Genomic DNA, 17,180 nt, shown 5'->3' with positions numbered 1-17,180 from the left:
TTTTCAAGCGCAAAGTGCGGTCAGCCCCGCTATCTGTCTGACCGCACTTTGTGTTTCCGGCGTAGCCCTCGCCCTTAATTTCGCCTATAATAAAGCGATTTTTTATCTGACTTTTTTCTCGACAAGAAACGAAAGGAAATACTATGTCCACCCAATTTGTGTATACGATGCACCGCGTCGGCAAAGTCGTGCCGCCGAAGCGTCATATTTTGAAAAACATTTCTCTCAGCTTTTTTCCGGGCGCGAAAATCGGGGTTCTCGGTTTAAACGGCGCGGGGAAATCCACCCTGTTGCGGATTATGGCGGGAATCGATAAGGATATTGAGGGCGAAGCGCGCCCGCAACCGGGAATCAAAATCGGCTATCTGCCGCAAGAACCCAAACTGGATCCGCACCAAACCGTACGTGAGGCGGTGGAAGAAGCGGTCAGCGAAGTGAAAACCGCATTGACCCGCTTAGATGAAGTCTATGCGTTATACGCCGATCCCGATGCGGATTTTGATCAGCTGGCGGCGGAACAAGCCGAGCTGGAAGCGATCATTCAAGCCCACGACGGACACCATCTGCAAAACCAACTGGAACGTGCCGCCGATGCGTTGCGTTTGCCGGATTGGGACGCAAAAATCGAGCACCTGTCAGGGGGCGAACGCCGCCGCGTGGCATTGTGCCGCTTGTTGTTGGAAAAACCGGATATGCTGCTGTTGGACGAACCGACCAACCACTTAGACGCAGAATCGGTGGCGTGGCTAGAGCGCTTCTTACACGATTACGAAGGCACGGTGGTGGCGATCACCCATGACCGTTACTTCTTGGATAACGTTGCCGGTTGGATCTTGGAGCTTGACCGTGGCGAAGGCATTCCGTGGGAAGGCAACTACTCGTCTTGGTTGGAACAAAAAGAGAAACGCTTGGCACAAGAAGCGGCGACCGAGTCTGCCCGCCAAAAATCGATTGAGAAAGAGTTGGAATGGGTGCGCCAAAATCCGAAAGGCCGTCAAGCGAAAAGCAAAGCGCGTATGGCACGCTTTGATGAACTGAACAGCGGTGAATATCAAAAACGTAACGAAACCAACGAGTTGTTTATTCCACCGGGTCCACGCTTAGGCGATAAAGTCATCGAAGTCAGCAACCTGAGCAAATCTTACGGCGACCGCACGTTGATTGATGATCTCTCTTTCAGTATTCCGAAAGGGGCGATTGTCGGCATTATCGGTCCGAACGGCGCAGGGAAATCCACCCTGTTCAAAATGTTGAGCGGACAAGAACAAGCGGACAGCGGCTCGATCACACTGGGCGAAACCGTGGTGTTAGCCTCGGTCGATCAGTTCCGTGACAGTATGGACGACAAGAAAACCGTGTGGGAAGAAGTCTCCGGCGGTTTGGACATTATGCGTATCGGCAATTTTGAAATTCCAAGCCGGGCTTATGTCGGACGGTTCAACTTTAAAGGCGTGGATCAACAAAAACGTGTCGGCGAGTTGTCCGGCGGTGAGCGCGGACGTTTGCATTTGGCAAAATTGTTGCAAACCGGTGGCAACGTGTTATTACTCGACGAACCGACCAATGATTTAGACGTGGAAACCTTGCGCGCCTTGGAAAATGCGGTGTTGGAATTCCCGGGCTGTGCCTTGGTGATTTCCCATGACCGTTGGTTCTTAGACCGTGTTGCCACTCACATTTTAGACTACGGCGACGAGGGCAAAGTGACTTTCTACGAAGGCAACTTCACCGATTACGAAGAGTGGAAGAAGAAAACCTTCGGCGCAGAAGCGGTGCAACCGCACCGGATTAAGTATAAACGCATGGCGAAATAGTCTGTTTATACCGCACTTTACGACTTCACTTTATAGCCGCACTTGGTTCGACACCAAGTGCGGTTGCGTTTTGTTATGCCCGGGCTTTATAAAAAATTTCACGCTGCACCCAAACCGGATAAGCCTGTGCGTTACGCTGTTTTTTACTGTCGCTTTTCACAATCATGCGCTGTAGCGCCAACAATAAATTTTCCGCAATGTCATCATACGGCTGCACCGCGCTGATCACTTGGTTTGGCAGCAACTCCAACATTTGTTGGTCACCAAAGGTAGCCAGTGTTAATTGCGGCGGAATGCCGCCCTGCTGTTGCAACAGTGCTTGGAACACCCCTTGCAGCAGGGTTAACGAAGTGATGAACAAGGTATCCGGCAAGCTGTTTTGCTGTAGCCATGTGCTGAATGTTGCCATTGCCGATTCACGGGTAAAGTGCGGTGCATACAGGTAGTCGATCTGCAAACCTTGCTTTTCTACGACTTGACGGAATCCCGATTCGCGTTGGCGGCTGATTGGAAATTCCGGATGTGCGCCGAAATACAAAATCGAACCGGTTTTATCATGCTGTAACAATGTTTTTGCCAAGTGACAACTATCGTCCTCGTCATGATACAACACATTGATATTATTTAAATTATTGGCTTGGCGATCGAAACCGATAATCGGTACGTCACTCACCTGCCGATAAAAATCATCCTCACTGTCCAGTGCGGTCGATACCACCAACGCATCAATTTTGCGCGCCAATAACTGCTTGGCACACTGCTTTTCGTTTTCCGCTTCGTCATTCGAGCAAGAGATAAACAGCTGATAGCCCGCCTTGCGGCAAAGGGCTTCGAAACGCATTGCGATTTTGGCGTAACTGATGTTCTCCAAATCCGGGATAATCAAACCAATGGTATTGGTATGCCCGGCACGCAGCCCCGCCGCCACCGGGTTGGGTTTGAAATTATGCTCATTCACCACCGCCATCACTTTTTCAATCGTGCGATCACTCACCCGATGTAATTTTGCTTTGCCGTTAATCACATAACTCACTGTGGTGCGCGACACACCGGCTAATTTTGCTACTTCATCTAGTTTCATGGATATTTCCTTCATACAACAAAATTGATTATCCAAATACACAAAACCGCACTTTCATCACGATAAGTGCGGTTGGTTGGTTACTTATTTGACACGCATTCCCGGGGTTGCGCCTTGATCCGGGGTCAGCACGAACAGATCGCTGCCGCCCGGTCCGGCGGCGAGCACCATGCCCTCCGAAACGCCGAATTTCATTTTGCGCGGCGCAAGGTTGGCAACCATCACGGTTAAACGCCCTTCCAGCTCCTCCGGTTTATACGCCGATTTAATTCCGGCGAATACTTGGCGGGTTTCGCTGCCGATGTCGAGGGTCAGTTTCACCAGCTTATTCGCTTCCGGCACGGCTTCGGCTTTGACGATTTTTGCCACGCGCAGATCGATTTTGGCAAAATCATCAATCGAAATGGTATCGGCAATCGGCTCAAATTCGGATTTTTCCGCCGTGCTTGCCCCCGCTTTTTCGATTGCCACCGGCGCTAATTGTGCATTTTCCTCTTTCGACAACGCCACCAATTCATCAATTTGCTTGCTGTCTAAACGGTTGAACAACGCTTTAAACGGCGCAATTTCATGCGCTAATAACGGCGTAGATAAACTGTCCCACGTCAATTCGGTTTGTAAAAAGGCTTCCGCGCGTGCCGCCAATTGCGGCAGCACCGGTTTCAGATAACCGATTAAAATGCGGAACATTTCGATCCCCATTGAGCAGATGTGCTGCAATGCCTGATCTTTACCCTCTTCCTTTGCCACCACCCACGGGGCTTTATCATCAATATATTTATTGGCTTTGTCCGCCAATGCCATAATCTCGCGGATCGCTTTGCCGTATTCACGGTTTTCAAAATAGGCCGCAATCGTTTCGGAGGCTTGGCCGAACTCCGCCAACAACGCCGGATTTTCTAAGCTTGCCGCCAGTTTGCCGCCAAAACGTTTTTGGATAAAGCCGGCATTACGCGAAGCGAGATTCACCACTTTATTGACAATGTCCGCATTCACCCGTTGCACGAAATCTTGCAGGTTCAAATCCAAATCATCAATACGGTGGCTCAGTTTGGCGGCGTAGTAGTAACGCAGATATTCCGGATCAAGCAGTTTGAGATAGGTTGCGGCTTGAATGAATGTACCGCGCGATTTCGACATTTTTTCGCCATTAACGGTCACATAGCCGTGTACAAAAATATTGCTCGGTTTGCGGTAATCGCTGCCCTCCAACATCGCCGGCCAGAACAGGCTGTGGAAATACATAATATCTTTGCCGATAAAATGATACAGCTCGGTGGTGCTGTCTTTGTGCCAAAACTCATCGAAATTCAAGCCTTCGCGATCACACAGATTTTTGAACGACGCCATATAGCCGATTGGCGCATCCAGCCAAACGTAGAAATATTTCCCCGGCGCGTCCGGAATTTCAAAGCCGAAATAGGGCGCGTCACGGGTAATATCCCATTGCTGCAAACCGGCTTCGAACCACTCTTGCATTTTATTCGCCACTTCTTGTTGCAGCGAGCCGGAACGAATCCAGCTTTTCAGCATGGCTTCAAAACTCGGCAAATCAAAGAAAAAGTGTTCCGACTCTTTCATCACCGGTGTTGCCCCCGACACCACCGAACGCGGATTAATCAATTCGGTCGGGCTGTAAGTCGCTGAGCAAACCTCGCAGTTATCGCCGTATTGATCTTCCGCTTTACATTTCGGGCAAGTGCCCTTCACGAAACGATCCGGCAAAAACATGCCTTTTTGCGGATCATACAGTTGCGAAATGGTGCGGCTTTTAATAAAACCGTTGCTTTTCAGTTTAGTGTAAATCGCCTCAGATAACGTGCGGTTTTCGTCGCTGTGGGTGGAATGATAATTATCAAAACTGATGTTAAAACCGTTAAAATCGGCTTGATGTTCGCTTTTCACCTGCGCAATCAGCGCCTCCGGCGTAATCCCCATTTGATCCGCTTTCAACATAATCGGCGTGCCGTGCGCATCGTCGGCACAGACAAAATGGATTTCATTGCCTCGCATACGCTGAAACCGCACCCAAATATCCGCTTGGATATGCTCCAATAAATGACCTAAATGAATCGGACCGTTGGCATACGGCAGGGCGCAAGTCACCAAAATTTTGCGGGCTGAATTTGACATAATTAAACTTGAAATCCTTGTAGAATATTTTATCGAATAAATAGGCACAGATTTTAGCGCAACACGGCTATTTTTACCAGTTGAACCGCACTTTATGCCGTATTGCATGATAATGCAGATTTTAACTTAACACTTGCCGCCAAACATGATTAAATAGCACCGATTTTACTCAAACACTGCTGTAACCCTATAAAAACAAAGGATTTACCATGAGCTTATTTTCCGCTAACGAATTGAGCGACGCTCAAAAAAGCCAAATTGAACAATGCTTTGCCGACTTTCGCGATCCGACATTGCAAAAAAATCTGATCGAACTGAAAGCCCTGAAAAAAATCGAATTGGGCGGCGACACCCTGCGCCTCGAACTGACCCTGCCATTTGCCTGGAACAGTGGTTTTGAACGCTTGAAAACCGCACTTGAGGCGGATTTATTACACATCAGCCAAGCGAAAAGCGTGCGCTGGCAGCTGAATTATCAAATCGCCACCTTAAAACGCGCTAACAATCACCCGGCAGTCAACGGCGTGAAAAATATTATTGCCGTCACCTCCGGCAAAGGCGGCGTGGGCAAATCCACCACCGCAGTCAATCTTGCCTTAGCGTTAAAAGCGCAAGGCGCGCGGGTTGGGATTTTGGACGCCGATGTGTACGGCCCGTCAATTCCGCATATGTTAGGTGCGGCCGATCAACGCCCGACCTCGCCGGACAATAAACATATGGTGGCGATTGAAGTCCATGGAATCTATGCCAACTCAATCGGCTTTTTAATGCCCGCCGACAATGCCACGATTTGGCGCGGTCCTATGGCAAGCAGCGCCCTCAGCCAGTTGTTGCAGGAAACCTGGTGGCCGGATTTGGATTATTTGGTGATCGATATGCCGCCGGGCACAGGCGATATTCAACTGACGCTGTCGCAACAAATTCCGGTTACCGGCGCAATCGTGGTGACAACCCCGCAAGATATTGCCTTACTGGACGCGATCAAGGGAATTGCGATGTTTGAAAAAGTTTCCGTACCGGTGCTTGGCATTGTTGAAAATATGAGCGTGCATATCTGCGCCAAGTGCGGTCATCACGAAGATATTTTCGGCACCGGCGGCGCGCAAAAAGTGGCGGAAAAATACCATATTTCGGTGTTGGGACAAATTCCGTTGCATATCCGCCTGCGTGAAGATCTGGATCACGGCACACCGACCGTTGCCGCCGCACCGCAAGATGAAATCAGCCAACACTTCCTGCAACTTGCCGAAAGCGTCGCCAGCCAACTGTATTGGCAAGGCGATGTGATTCCGGCGGAAATTATGTTTCGCGAAGTGAAGTAATCCGGATTGATTTTTTGCATAAAAAATGCCTGTAAATGTTATTTTTACAGGCGTTTTTTAGTTCGAATCTCCTCTGCTTGCTGCAAAATGATGAAAGAAATCCGCATTAGAATCCCTCTGTTGTTGTGCCATAATTTGTGAGGTTTATCACTAAATACATTTGTTATTTCTTGTATTATTAAAACGTCATTTATATTAACAAGGAGTATCAAATGAAGCGTTCTACTATTTCAATTATTGTATCCAGCCTATTGTTAGGCGGATTATTTTTAAGCCCACAAGTGCTTGCAAAGGGGCGCTTAGTCGTATATTGCAGTGCGACCAATGAAATGTGTGAAGCACAGACCAAAGCCTTCGGGGAAAAATTTGATGTAAAAACATCTTTTATTCGCAATGGTTCGGGAAGCACTTTTGCCAAGATCGAAGCGGAAAAGAATAACCCGCAAGCCGATGTATGGTACGGCGGCACACTCGATCCGCAATCTCAGGCCGGGGAATTGGGGCTACTTGAAGCCTATCGCTCACCCCATATCGATCAGATTGTAGAACGTTTTCAAGATCCCGCAAAAGTGAAAGGCAACTTAAGCTCAGCAGTATATATGGGGATTCTCGGTTTTGGCGTTAATACGGATCGATTGAAAAAACTCGGTATCACAGAAATACCTAAATGCTGGAAAGATCTCAACGATTCACGCTTAAAAGGTGAAGTCCAAATTGCCGATCCGCAAAGTTCCGGCACTGCTTATACCGCCATTGCCACTTTTACCCAACTTTGGGGCGAAGATGAGGCATTCAATTATTTCAAGCAATTACATCCGAATATTTCCCAATATGCAAAATCCGGGATTGCCCCGTCACGTAATGCCGCACGTGGAGAAACGACTATTGGTATCGGCTTTTTACACGACTATGCATTAGAAAAACAAAATGGTGCGCCACTTGAGATGATTGTGCCTTGCGAAGGTACAGGCTATGAGCTAGGCGGCGTGAGCATTTTAAAAGGTGCTCGCAACTTAGATAATGCAAAATTATTTGTCGATTGGGTGCTATCTAAAGAAGGGCAAGAGTTGAGTTGGAAAAAGGGCAACTCCTTACAAATTCTTACCAATAAAACTGCCGAACAATCACCGACTGCATTTGATCCGACTAAGCTGAACTTAATCAATTATGATTTTGAAAAATACGGTGCTGCCGATGAACGTAAACGCTTAATTAATAAATGGGTCGAAGAAGTTAAATTGGCGAAGTAGAGTGAGATTATTATAGCTAGGAAGATGTTTTAAAATATTGCTTACTACCAACCACTGCAATATTCGGAGGCTTAACATGCCGCAACTATCTTGGAGGTTTTATGAAAAAGCAACAAATATTCAATTCGAATATGTTTTGGGTTGCATTGGCTATGTTAGGCTTTATTTTACTCCCTACCATGGCACTAGATTATGGAATTATGGAGTCCACTTCAGATGAAATATTCAGTGCCATGGGGTGGTCTACGCCCAATTTAAGTTGGGTTTGGTTTAGTATATTATTACTTATTCCACTGATTTCTCAGATTTTTTCTAGAAAAAATGAATATCTGCAAGGTATTTTTGAATTTTCTACTGTGGTAGGGATTTTTCTATTTGTTTTTATTTCTGCCGCCATTGAAAAAATCAGCCTTGGTTATTCAATTTTTGTTTTAGTTATTGCGTTAATTGCATTCGCCACCAATGCGTTAGCTAAGATGAAAATAATGCAAAGCGATAAATTCGTGATTGCGTCATTAATTAGTATCGTTTTATTGATTTTTTTCTTTATTGTCTATCCGACGATGGCTATTTTTATTTCAATGTTTTATAACGGCTCGGAATTTCTCCCGACACAAGCATTGAAAATTATTCGACAGCCTTATGTACTGCGTATCATTATGAACTCTTTGAGTGTTGCTGCAACTGTCGGTGTGCTTGCAACCTTATTCGGTTTATTGTTTGCCCTTTATACAACGCGCATTGCGAAACGCAGTGCATTTATCGGAAAAATATTTTCTATTTTACCCATTGTCACGCCGCCTTTTGTGGTTGGTCTTGGCGTTACGCTAATGCTTGGCCGCTCAGGTTATGTCACTAAATTTTTAGTCGAATATCTAAATTTCAGCAGTAATTGGTTATACGGCTTTACCGGTATCGTGATTGCCCATACTTTAGCATTAACCCCAATGTCATTTATGATTTTGGAAGGCGCCCTGAAATCTATTCATCCATCTATCGAAGAAGCCTCTTATACATTGAGGGCTAATCGTTATCAAACATTTTTCGGTATTATTTTTCCATTATTGAAACCGGCATTAGCCAACGCTTTCTTGGTCGTGGCAATTCAATCGTTAGCGGATTTTAGTACGCCACTGGTGCTTGGCGGCAGCTTTGATGTGATCTCATCGCAAATCTATTTTTATATTGCGGGCTCTCAACTTGACTATGCTTCCGCAAGTACTTTAGGGACATTATTGTTGATCTTTTCATTATCCATTTTTGTGATCCAATATCTTTGGATTGGTAACCGCTCTTATGTCACCGTCTCGGGTAAATCTTATCGGGGTGATGTGCAAGATTTACCGAATGCAATGAAACATGGCATTACATTTATTTTGGCTTTTTGGGTGATCTTTAACATCGTTTTATACGGCAGCATTTTCTATGGGAGCTTTACCGTAAACTGGGGGGTGGATCACACATTAACTTTGAGAAATTATGCGGTGTTGTTTGGACAAGGCTTAGATGACGGAGCTTGGCCGTCACTGATTCAAACCGTATTGTTTGCCGCTGCCGCCGCTCCGATTACGGCATTTTTCGGCTTGCTTATTGCCTATATCACAGTACGTCGTGATTTTAAAGGTAAAAAGACACTGGAATTTTTAACCTTGCTATGTTTCGCCGTACCAGGAACCGTTGCTGGCGTGTCCTATATTTTAGCATTTAATAATGCCCCTATTTATATTACAGGTACCGGTCTTATTATCATTCTTTCAATGGTAATGCGTAATATGCCGGTTGGCATGCGTGCGGCAATTGCGGGGCTTGGACAGCTTGATAAATCACTCGATGAAGCCTCACTTTCATTGAAAGGCAGTACCTTTAAAACAATTATTTTCGTTGTTCTGCCACTGCTAAAACCGGCATTGATTTCTGCATTAGTGACAAGTTTTGTACGCGCCATGACAACGGTAAGCGCAATAGTCTTTTTAGTAACTGCAGATACACGGGTGGCGACATCCTATATTCTGAACCGTGTAGAGGATGGCGAATATGGTATTGCCATTGCTTACGGCTCTATTTTAATTATAGTGATGATGAGCATTATATTACTTTTTGATTGGTTAGTGGGTGATACACGTATCTCACGCTCTAAAGCCAAAACAATGAATTAGGATTTATCCATTATGAATCAACATGAAAATTTCTTAGTTTTAAAAAATATCACTAAATCTTTTGCTAAATCAGTGGTCATTGATAATCTCGATCTTATTATTAAACGCGGCACCATGGTGACACTTCTCGGTCCTTCGGGTTGTGGTAAAACGACGGTGTTACGATTAGTGGCGGGCTTAGAAAACCCCACATCAGGGCAAATCTTTATTGATGGGGAAGATGTCACCAAATCCGCCATTCAGAATCGTGATATTTGTATTGTTTTTCAATCCTATGCTCTTTTTCCCCATATGAGCATTGGCGACAATGTAGGCTATGGCTTAAAAATGCAAGGCGTGAGCAAGCCCGAGCGCGAACAACGAGTGCAAGAAGCGTTGGAACTAGTCGATTTGGCCGGTTTTGAGCAGCGCTTTGTGGATCAAATTTCTGGCGGACAACAACAACGTGTGGCGCTTGCCCGTGCTTTGATCTTAAAACCTAAAGTGTTGTTATTTGATGAACCGCTTAGTAATTTGGATGCTAATTTACGCCGCTCAATGCGAGAAAAGATACGAGAATTACAACAACGATTAGGTATCACCTCTTTATATGTTACTCACGATCAAACAGAAGCCTTTGCAGTGTCTGATGAAGTAATTGTGATGAATAAAGGCAAAATTATGCAAAAAGCCTCCGCCAAAACGCTTTATCAGCAACCTAATTCGTTATTTTTAGCAAATTTCATGGGGGAATCCAGTATTTTCCCTGCAAAATTACAGCAAAATAAGATTAATGTATATGGCTATGAATTTAGTTTAAACAACGTTGCGCAATTTAATATCGTCGGCGAAGATTGCCTGCTGGGAGTTCGTCCTGAAGCTATTACTTTTAATCAAACAGGTACACCGGCACAGCAATGCACGATTAAAAGTGCGGTGTATATGGGCAATCACTGGGAAATTATTGCACATTGGCATGGACAAGAATTACTAGTCAATTGCCGTCCGGAGTATTTTAATGCCGAACTCACACAAAGCTATATTTCGTTCTCCAATCAAGGTTTATTCTTATTAAATAAAGAATAGGCAACACGGCATAAAGGAGAATTTTTATTCATTTCAAAAAAGCGGGCTAAAGTCGATTACTATAAGGCGTTAACCCGCTTTTATCAATCACGGCACAGCCAACACCGCACAATTACACAAATCCTCACTCTCAAATCGGGTATGTTGCCCCGCCGATAAATTCGGCACCGGGAATAAGCGCACGGTGAGCGGTTTGTTTAAGCGAAACGCCATAGTGCCGGTATCACGCATAATCGCGGTGATTTTTTCCAGCGGGGTATCGCCCTCAATCGGCACGGTATCCAAGCCGATTCCGCACACGCTGCTATAGGTCAGCAAGGCGCGGATATCAAATTGTTGTTGGCGAGTGGCTTCCGCCAAGCCTTGGTCTTCGGTGACCGCCAGCATTAAACCGGAAAACCCGACCGCGTCGACGTTATCCAAGGTTTTAAACACCCGCGTCAGCAATGCCGAAGCCTCCACCGTACCTGCCGCACCAAAATACGGCACGCCCAATAACCGATAAATATCCACCATCGAATGACAGTTTTTCGACGGCGCAGCGGAGGTATCCATACCGGCAAAACGCCAACCGCTGTCTATCTCGGCTTGCGCGATACATTCATTCACCTGATCAATATGGTATTGCAAAGCACCACGTAAAGTGCGGTAAGCCAATTGCAAAAACGCAGCATGAGATTGTTGTTTTCTAACGGATTGAATGCCCTCTAATACCGCCGCCAATAAATCCGGTGTTTCCAAACCGATCACAAAACAGTTGCCCAATTCGCTGCGATGATAACTTGCCGGAAAATAGGGAATCAACGGTTGGCAGTTGAAATTGACGGTGAAATTGAAATTGCCCTCGCCGCGTGGCGTGATCGCGGCAATTTTTTGTACTGCCGCCGCACACTGGCTAATCTGTCGGTTATCCAAAAAGCCGAATTCATCGGCGGCAATATTGACACAGGCGTTACATAAATCACCGTAATCCTTGATGAGTTCCGGCAACAGTTCAATTTCCGCTTGGGTTTTCGCCTCGCCGATCGCAAAACGAATTCGCCGATCCGAGCCTTGATTTAACGGTAGTAAAATTGCCTTAATCGCCGCCAAACCTTGTTTTGCCGTTTGTAAGCTGCTGAGATTCAAATACTCGGCGAACGGGTTGGTCACAATCCGAATTGACTGCACTTGATAACCGTGCCGTTGTAATGCGTGCGCCAAGCTGTCACACTGTTTTTTCGCTGCGGCAAGTGCGGTCTGCCATGTATTTGAATCGGCTGACAGGCTGGTAAACGCGGTGATTGCGCGCACACGGCATAGTGCAGTTGAGCTCAATGGCATAAATCCCCCTATATTGTAAAAAAATTGTTATAGTTATAACGATAATTGGTTGTTAAGGCAAGAAAAAACCCGCTAACGGTTAAGCTAACGGGTTTCTGAATTCAAGTACAAACTATGTTGCCAAAGCTTCCTGTTGCAAGTGTTTTATATGTCGGTTTATTTCCGACATCACACTGAATTTTTTAAGATTTTTCACTTTGGGTAACACAATTTTGCCTTGTTCAAATTCGAACAGTCCGACACCACTGATAAAAAAAGTACCGGAAAAGAGAATTTTGACATAACGGGCGATTTGAAAAGGATTGTAGCGTTGAAATACTCTGACTTGCATAGCGTCTCCTACGAATTTGCTAGTGTATTTTCTTTATTTTAAATTCCGCACTACTTTTGACTACTGTCATGAATGATGGTTCATTTTTTATTTTATACAAAAAGAGCGGTTAAATCTCATCAATCAACCGCTCTTTTGAAGTGGATCACATTATTTTATCACGATGTTATTACAGTGATTATTTTGTTGCGCGGCGTGCTTTGACCGCACTTGCCAAGTTGCGTAAAAGCTGTTCGCTGTCTGCCCAACCTATGCAGCCGTCGGTGATACTTTGTCCGTAAACCAGCGCTTTGCCGTCCGTTAAATCTTGGCGACCTTCCACCAAATGACTTTCGATCATCACACCGAAAATTTGCTTCGAACCGTTGGCAATTTGGCTGCAAACATCGGCAGAGACATCAAGCTGTTCTTTGAATTTTTTATGGCTGTTGGCATGGCTGAAATCGACCATCACGTGCGCTTTTTTGCCGGCTTTGGCTAAGGCTTGGCACACGTCCGCCACCGATTGCGCATCAAAATTAGTATTGTTATCGCCACCGCGCAAAATGATGTGGCAATCGTTGTTGCCTTTGGTGGTGACAATCGCCGAATGCCCGAATTTCGTCACCGACAAAAAATTATGCGGCGCTTCGGCGGCACCGATTGCGTCAAGTGCCACCCGTACGCTGCCGTTGGTCGCATTTTTAAAACCCACGCCGCAAGACAAGCCGGAAGCCAGCTCCCGGTGCACTTGCGATTCGGTGGTGCGCGCGCCGATGGCGCCCCAACTCATAAAATCCGCCACATATTGCGGCGTGATCATATCCAAAAATTCACCGGCTGCCGGCACGCCTAAATCGTTAATATCCGATAAAACTTTGCGCGCAATGCGTAAACCGTCATTGAGCTGGTAACTGTCATCCAAATACGGATCATTGATTAAACCTTTCCAACCAACGGTGGTGCGCGGTTTTTCAAAATAAACGCGCATGATAATTTCCAGTTCGCCGCTTAATTCGGCACGCATTTGTTTGATTTTTTCAGCATATTCCAATGCCGCTTGCGGATCGTGAATGGAGCAAGGTCCGATGATCACCAACAAACGATCATCATTACCATGGATAATCTCATGGGCTTTTTGGCGGGTGGATTCAACGGTTTGCACCGCCACATCACTGGCCGGATATTTTTCCAATAACGCTACCGGCGGCAGTAATTGCTGGATATTGGCAATGCGTAAATCGTCGTTCTTATACATCGTGTTCGTCCCTAGTTGTAAACAATAAAATAGTCATTAATATATTGATTAATTTGGTAATATTTTAAATTCTGATTGTAGGGGCGGATTATATATCCGCCCGAACCGCACTTTGCACCTACCCACAATCAATTAACTACAAATACCGCACTTCGTAAACGGGCGGATATATAATCCGCCCCTATCCTACTTCGCTAATTTATCAATAAAGTGAAAATCAGGTTGTAAGTCTAACATTTATCTTTGCACTAGTAAACTAGTTCATCAATACAAATCAATAACTGCTCAACACCGCCGCCGGTTGTAATTTTGCCGCCCTTGCTGCCGGATAAAGACTGGCGATCAAACTCAGCAGCAACGCGGAAAGCAGCACTAAACCGACATCGTTCCAGTGCAACTCACTCGGCAGGAAATCAACAAAATAAATGCCGTCGGATAAGATTTGAGTGTGCAGCAAGGCTTCAATACCTTTAATTATCCCGGTTAAATTTAACGCCAACAGCACCCCGAGCATAATCCCGATTAAGCAGCCTTTCATACCCGACAATAAACCGTAGCTGATGAAAATACCGCGGATAAAGCCGTTATTCGCGCCCAAGGTGCGCATAATCGCAATATCGCCCTGCTTGTCTTTCACCGCCATAATCAAGGTGGAAACAATATTAAAACACGCCACCCCGATCACCAGCACCATGGCGATATACATCACGCTACGGATCATCTGAATATCGCGGTACATATAGCCGAATTTACCGAGCCAGCTGGTGGCGGTCAGTTGCTGCGGATAATCATGCAGGCTGCTGTAATCGATTTGATTGACCTGAAACGGATCGCGCAACGCGATTTCAATGCCCGTCGCTTGCCGTGTGGTCATGCCTAAATATTCACGCGCGGTGGCAATCGGCAGCAAAGCAAAACTGTGATCCAGTTGTCCGTCTAAACGCAAAATGCCGCTGACCGGCAAACGAAAGCGCCTCGGCTGACTGCTCGCCATATTATCGCTCGCCTGTGACAACAGCAGCGACACGCTATCGCCGACCTGCACATCCAATTCGCGCGCAATGGCTGCACCGAGAATCAAGCCCGATTGCGCGCCGAAATCCGCCCAACGGTTATCCTGCACAAACTGCCCCATTGCGCTGACCTGATCTTGCAGATTTTTCTCCACTCCACGCAATTGCGCCACTTTCAAACGGTTGCCGTTTTCGATCAACGCAGTGAAACTGACATAGGGCGCAATGCCTTTCACTATCGGCTGCGAAGCCAAACGTTGCGCCAAGTTTTGCCAATCGTGAATTTCGCTCGCTTGGTTCGCGCTTTGATAGGCATTAATTTCAATATTCGGCACCACCGCCAACACACGCTGGCGCAGTTCACGTTCGAAGCCGTTCATTGCGCTTAAACCGATAATCAGCACCGCCACCCCAAGCGCAATGCCAAGGGTGGAAAATGCCGAAATCAGGCTGACCAAGCGGTTATTCTGTTTGCCGCGTTGATAACGCCAGGCGATAAAAAAGGGCGTATTCATTTTATTCACTCCCTTTTTACTGATCCGCGCGCAATACGCCGTCTTGCATCACCATGCGGCGCGACAGCTTGTTGGCAAGATTCATATCATGGGTGACCAACAAAAAACCGATCTGCTGTTCTTGATTCAGTTGTTGAATCAGCTCAAAAATACTTTCTGTGGTTTTGCGATCCAAATTGCCGGTCGGTTCGTCGGCAAGCACCAGCGCCGGACGATTGACCAAGGCGCGCGCAATCGCCACCCGTTGCCGTTCGCCGCCGGACAATGCCGACGGGCGGTGCGAAGTGCGGTGCGACAGCCCGACCGCACTTAACATCTGTTCGGCACGATCTCCGGCTTCGCTTTTATTTTGTCTCCCAATCAGCAACGGCATCATCACATTCTCAAGTGCGGTAAAATCCGCCATCAGATGATGAAATTGATAAACAAAGCCCAAATAACGGTTGCGCAATTCCGCCAATTTATCGGCGGACAGCGCAAACACATTTTCACCGTTCAGCACCACCTCGCCGCTATCGGCGCGATCCAAACCGCCCAACACATGCAGCAAGGTGCTTTTTCCCGATCCCGAACTGCCGACAATCGCCACCAGTTCGCTCGGCTGCATGGCAAAGCTGACCCGTTTCAACACCTCGGTTCGGTTGTCGCCCTCTTGATAGGATTTGCACAGATTACGGCACGCCAAAAGTGCGGTTTTATTCATTGTTTGTGGCAGGATCTGGTTCATAATCGTTCTCAATTATTGGTAGCATTATTCGTAACGTAGTGCGTCGGCAGGCTCGATTTTGGCTGCACGATAAGCCGGATAAAGGGTGGATAATAAGGTTAAACTTAAAGTGACAAGCACAATCAGCGCCAGTTGCGCCCCGTCGAACAGCACCGGCAAAGCAACCGCACTTTGACTGAGTGCGCTGATAATCCGATTGATATATTGCGCCACCACTACGCCCAAGCCGCAACCGAGCAACGTGCCGATCAGCCCGACCAATAAGCCCTGAAAAATAAAAATCTGCATTACCTGCCGTTTTTTCATGCCTTGGGTTTGCAAAATCGCAATTTCGCCCTGTTTATCCAGCACCATCAAGCTCAAGGAAGTGACGATATTGGCAATCGCCACCACGATAATCAGCCCGATCAGCAAGCCCATCATGTTTTTTTCCATCGCCACCGCTTGGAAAAATTCGCCTTTCTGTTCGCGCCAATCAGCGATTTTCCACTCGTTTGGCGGGAAATAATCTTGGAGTTCGGTAATTTTAAACGGATCGTCGAGGAACAAGCGAATACCTTGCACTTCCTCCGGCGGAATACGCAGCAAACGCCCGACATCTTGAATATTGGCATACACTTGGCGTTGATCGCTGTTCATGCCGCCGTTCAGAATGGCGGAAACGGTAAACAAGCGCTGCACCGGCACGCGCCCGAACGGGGTATATTGGCTGTTCGCCGCCAACATCACCCGCACTTTGTCGCCGACCTTCAGTTTGAGCTCGTTTGCCAACGTTGTGCCAAGCAAAATATGGTAATCACTCGGCGCCAGTAGTTGCGTCAAATCCAATTCGTCCCATGTTAAAATCGGATCGTCTGCCACATCGGACACGCCGATAATCCGCGCGGCGCCAAGTCCCGTAGCACTTTGCAAAATCACATCGCTGTTGTTGATCCCGACCGCACTTTGCACAAATGGCGGCAATGGATCCAAGTTAAAATCCGCCGCCAAATTGCCCGCTAACGGTTGAATCACCGCATGCGGCAAGGTGCTGAGTACATTTTCTTTTTGTTGCTGTTGCAAACCGTTCATCACCGACAGCACAATCACCAACGCCATCACGCCCAGCACAATGCCGATACTGCCAAGCCAGGTCACCACGCGTCCGAAACGATCCGCACTTTTGGATCGCCAATAACGCCATGCGATAAACAGCGGTACAGAACTCAATTTG

General features: G+C 46.7%; 13 protein-coding genes. 5 read left to right on the top strand and 8 right to left on the bottom strand.

All coding sequences use genetic code 11. The annotated features are described in order from the left end of the window. Nucleotides 1-143: 143 nt before the first annotated feature. A complete protein-coding gene (ettA, locus tag ACWA50_RS08135; protein ID WP_431051463.1) occupies nucleotides 144-1,814 on the top strand; it encodes an energy-dependent translational throttle protein EttA in 1,671 nt (556 codons plus the stop codon). Nucleotides 1,815-1,887: 73 nt separating this feature from the next. Here ettA and cra read toward each other — a convergent pair whose 3' ends face one another. Continuing rightward, nucleotides 1,888-2,895 (bottom strand): catabolite repressor/activator, encoded by a 1,008-nt coding sequence (cra, locus tag ACWA50_RS08130; protein ID WP_431051461.1) that lies wholly within the window; start codon nucleotides 2,893-2,895, stop codon nucleotides 1,888-1,890. Nucleotides 2,896-2,979: 84 nt separating this feature from the next. Then, entirely contained in the window at nucleotides 2,980-5,028 is a 2,049-nt protein-coding gene (gene metG, locus ACWA50_RS08125; RefSeq protein WP_431051459.1) for a methionine--tRNA ligase, read from the bottom strand. A 209-nt stretch (nucleotides 5,029-5,237) separates the two neighbouring features. Between metG and apbC the strand changes: the two genes are divergently transcribed. The 4 genes from apbC to fbpC all read left to right on the top strand — a co-directional run bounded on the left by apbC (nucleotide 5,238) and on the right by fbpC (nucleotide 10,821). After that, nucleotides 5,238-6,350 (top strand): iron-sulfur cluster carrier protein ApbC, encoded by a 1,113-nt coding sequence (apbC, locus tag ACWA50_RS08120; RefSeq protein WP_431051457.1) that lies wholly within the window; start codon nucleotides 5,238-5,240, stop codon nucleotides 6,348-6,350. A gap of 212 nt (nucleotides 6,351-6,562) precedes the next feature. After that, nucleotides 6,563-7,600: an ABC transporter substrate-binding protein gene (locus tag ACWA50_RS08115; RefSeq protein ID WP_431051455.1), complete on the top strand. Its 1,038-nt coding sequence runs from the start codon at nucleotides 6,563-6,565 to the stop codon at nucleotides 7,598-7,600. 101 nt (nucleotides 7,601-7,701) lie between these two features. Further along, on the top strand, nucleotides 7,702-9,756 hold the full coding sequence (locus ACWA50_RS08110; RefSeq protein ID WP_431051454.1) for an ABC transporter permease: 2,055 nt from the start codon (nucleotides 7,702-7,704) through the stop codon (nucleotides 9,754-9,756). Between the two features lie 12 nt (nucleotides 9,757-9,768). After that, complete coding sequence (gene fbpC / locus ACWA50_RS08105; protein WP_431051452.1) at nucleotides 9,769-10,821, top strand: ferric ABC transporter ATP-binding protein; 1,053 nt, start codon at nucleotides 9,769-9,771, stop codon at nucleotides 10,819-10,821. 87 nt (nucleotides 10,822-10,908) lie between these two features. Here the strand turns inward: fbpC and ACWA50_RS08100 are convergent, their stop codons facing one another. From ACWA50_RS08100 to ACWA50_RS08075, 6 genes are all read right to left on the bottom strand, one after another. Next, nucleotides 10,909-12,144, bottom strand: coding sequence for a DUF711 family protein (locus ACWA50_RS08100; RefSeq protein ID WP_431051450.1), 1,236 nt, complete (start codon nucleotides 12,142-12,144; stop codon nucleotides 10,909-10,911). A gap of 112 nt (nucleotides 12,145-12,256) precedes the next feature. Next, entirely contained in the window at nucleotides 12,257-12,475 is a 219-nt protein-coding gene (locus ACWA50_RS08095) for a DUF1107 family protein (RefSeq protein ID WP_431051448.1), read from the bottom strand. A 178-nt stretch (nucleotides 12,476-12,653) separates the two neighbouring features. Beyond that, complete coding sequence (gene aroG / locus ACWA50_RS08090) at nucleotides 12,654-13,712, bottom strand: 3-deoxy-7-phosphoheptulonate synthase AroG (RefSeq protein ID WP_431051446.1); 1,059 nt, start codon at nucleotides 13,710-13,712, stop codon at nucleotides 12,654-12,656. A gap of 274 nt (nucleotides 13,713-13,986) precedes the next feature. Further along, nucleotides 13,987-15,240, bottom strand: coding sequence for a lipoprotein-releasing ABC transporter permease subunit LolE (gene lolE / locus ACWA50_RS08085; protein WP_431051444.1), 1,254 nt, complete (start codon nucleotides 15,238-15,240; stop codon nucleotides 13,987-13,989). Between the two features lie 16 nt (nucleotides 15,241-15,256). After that, nucleotides 15,257-15,943 carry a lipoprotein-releasing ABC transporter ATP-binding protein LolD gene (lolD, locus tag ACWA50_RS08080; RefSeq protein ID WP_431054321.1) on the bottom strand — a complete coding sequence of 229 codons (687 nt, stop codon included), beginning with the start codon at nucleotides 15,941-15,943 and terminating at the stop codon, nucleotides 15,257-15,259. 48 nt (nucleotides 15,944-15,991) lie between these two features. Further along, nucleotides 15,992-17,176 (bottom strand): lipoprotein-releasing ABC transporter permease subunit, encoded by a 1,185-nt coding sequence (locus ACWA50_RS08075; RefSeq protein WP_431051442.1) that lies wholly within the window; start codon nucleotides 17,174-17,176, stop codon nucleotides 15,992-15,994. Nucleotides 17,177-17,180 lie beyond the last annotated feature (4 nt).

The organism is Testudinibacter sp. P17/SS/0325, from assembly GCF_053570765.1.
This window is presented reverse-complemented; position numbering and strand designations above follow the sequence as displayed.

What these genes read in the sequence shown, in the direction of transcription:
- ettA (WP_431051463.1), top strand. Translation starts at nt 144, where the DNA reads ATGTCCACCCAATTTGTGTATACGATGCACCGCGTCGGCAAAGTCGTG.
- cra (WP_431051461.1), bottom strand. Translation starts at nt 2,895, where the DNA reads ATGAAACTAGATGAAGTAGCAAAATTAGCCGGTGTGTCGCGCACCACA.
- metG (WP_431051459.1), bottom strand. Translation starts at nt 5,028, where the DNA reads ATGTCAAATTCAGCCCGCAAAATTTTGGTGACTTGCGCCCTGCCGTAT.
- apbC (WP_431051457.1), top strand. Translation starts at nt 5,238, where the DNA reads ATGAGCTTATTTTCCGCTAACGAATTGAGCGACGCTCAAAAAAGCCAA.
- ACWA50_RS08115 (WP_431051455.1), top strand. Translation starts at nt 6,563, where the DNA reads ATGAAGCGTTCTACTATTTCAATTATTGTATCCAGCCTATTGTTAGGC.
- ACWA50_RS08110 (WP_431051454.1), top strand. Translation starts at nt 7,702, where the DNA reads ATGAAAAAGCAACAAATATTCAATTCGAATATGTTTTGGGTTGCATTG.
- fbpC (WP_431051452.1), top strand. Translation starts at nt 9,769, where the DNA reads ATGAATCAACATGAAAATTTCTTAGTTTTAAAAAATATCACTAAATCT.
- ACWA50_RS08100 (WP_431051450.1), bottom strand. Translation starts at nt 12,144, where the DNA reads ATGCCATTGAGCTCAACTGCACTATGCCGTGTGCGCGCAATCACCGCG.
- ACWA50_RS08095 (WP_431051448.1), bottom strand. Translation starts at nt 12,475, where the DNA reads ATGCAAGTCAGAGTATTTCAACGCTACAATCCTTTTCAAATCGCCCGT.
- aroG (WP_431051446.1), bottom strand. Translation starts at nt 13,712, where the DNA reads ATGTATAAGAACGACGATTTACGCATTGCCAATATCCAGCAATTACTG.
- lolE (WP_431051444.1), bottom strand. Translation starts at nt 15,240, where the DNA reads ATGAATACGCCCTTTTTTATCGCCTGGCGTTATCAACGCGGCAAACAG.
- lolD (WP_431054321.1), bottom strand. Translation starts at nt 15,943, where the DNA reads ATGAATAAAACCGCACTTTTGGCGTGCCGTAATCTGTGCAAATCCTAT.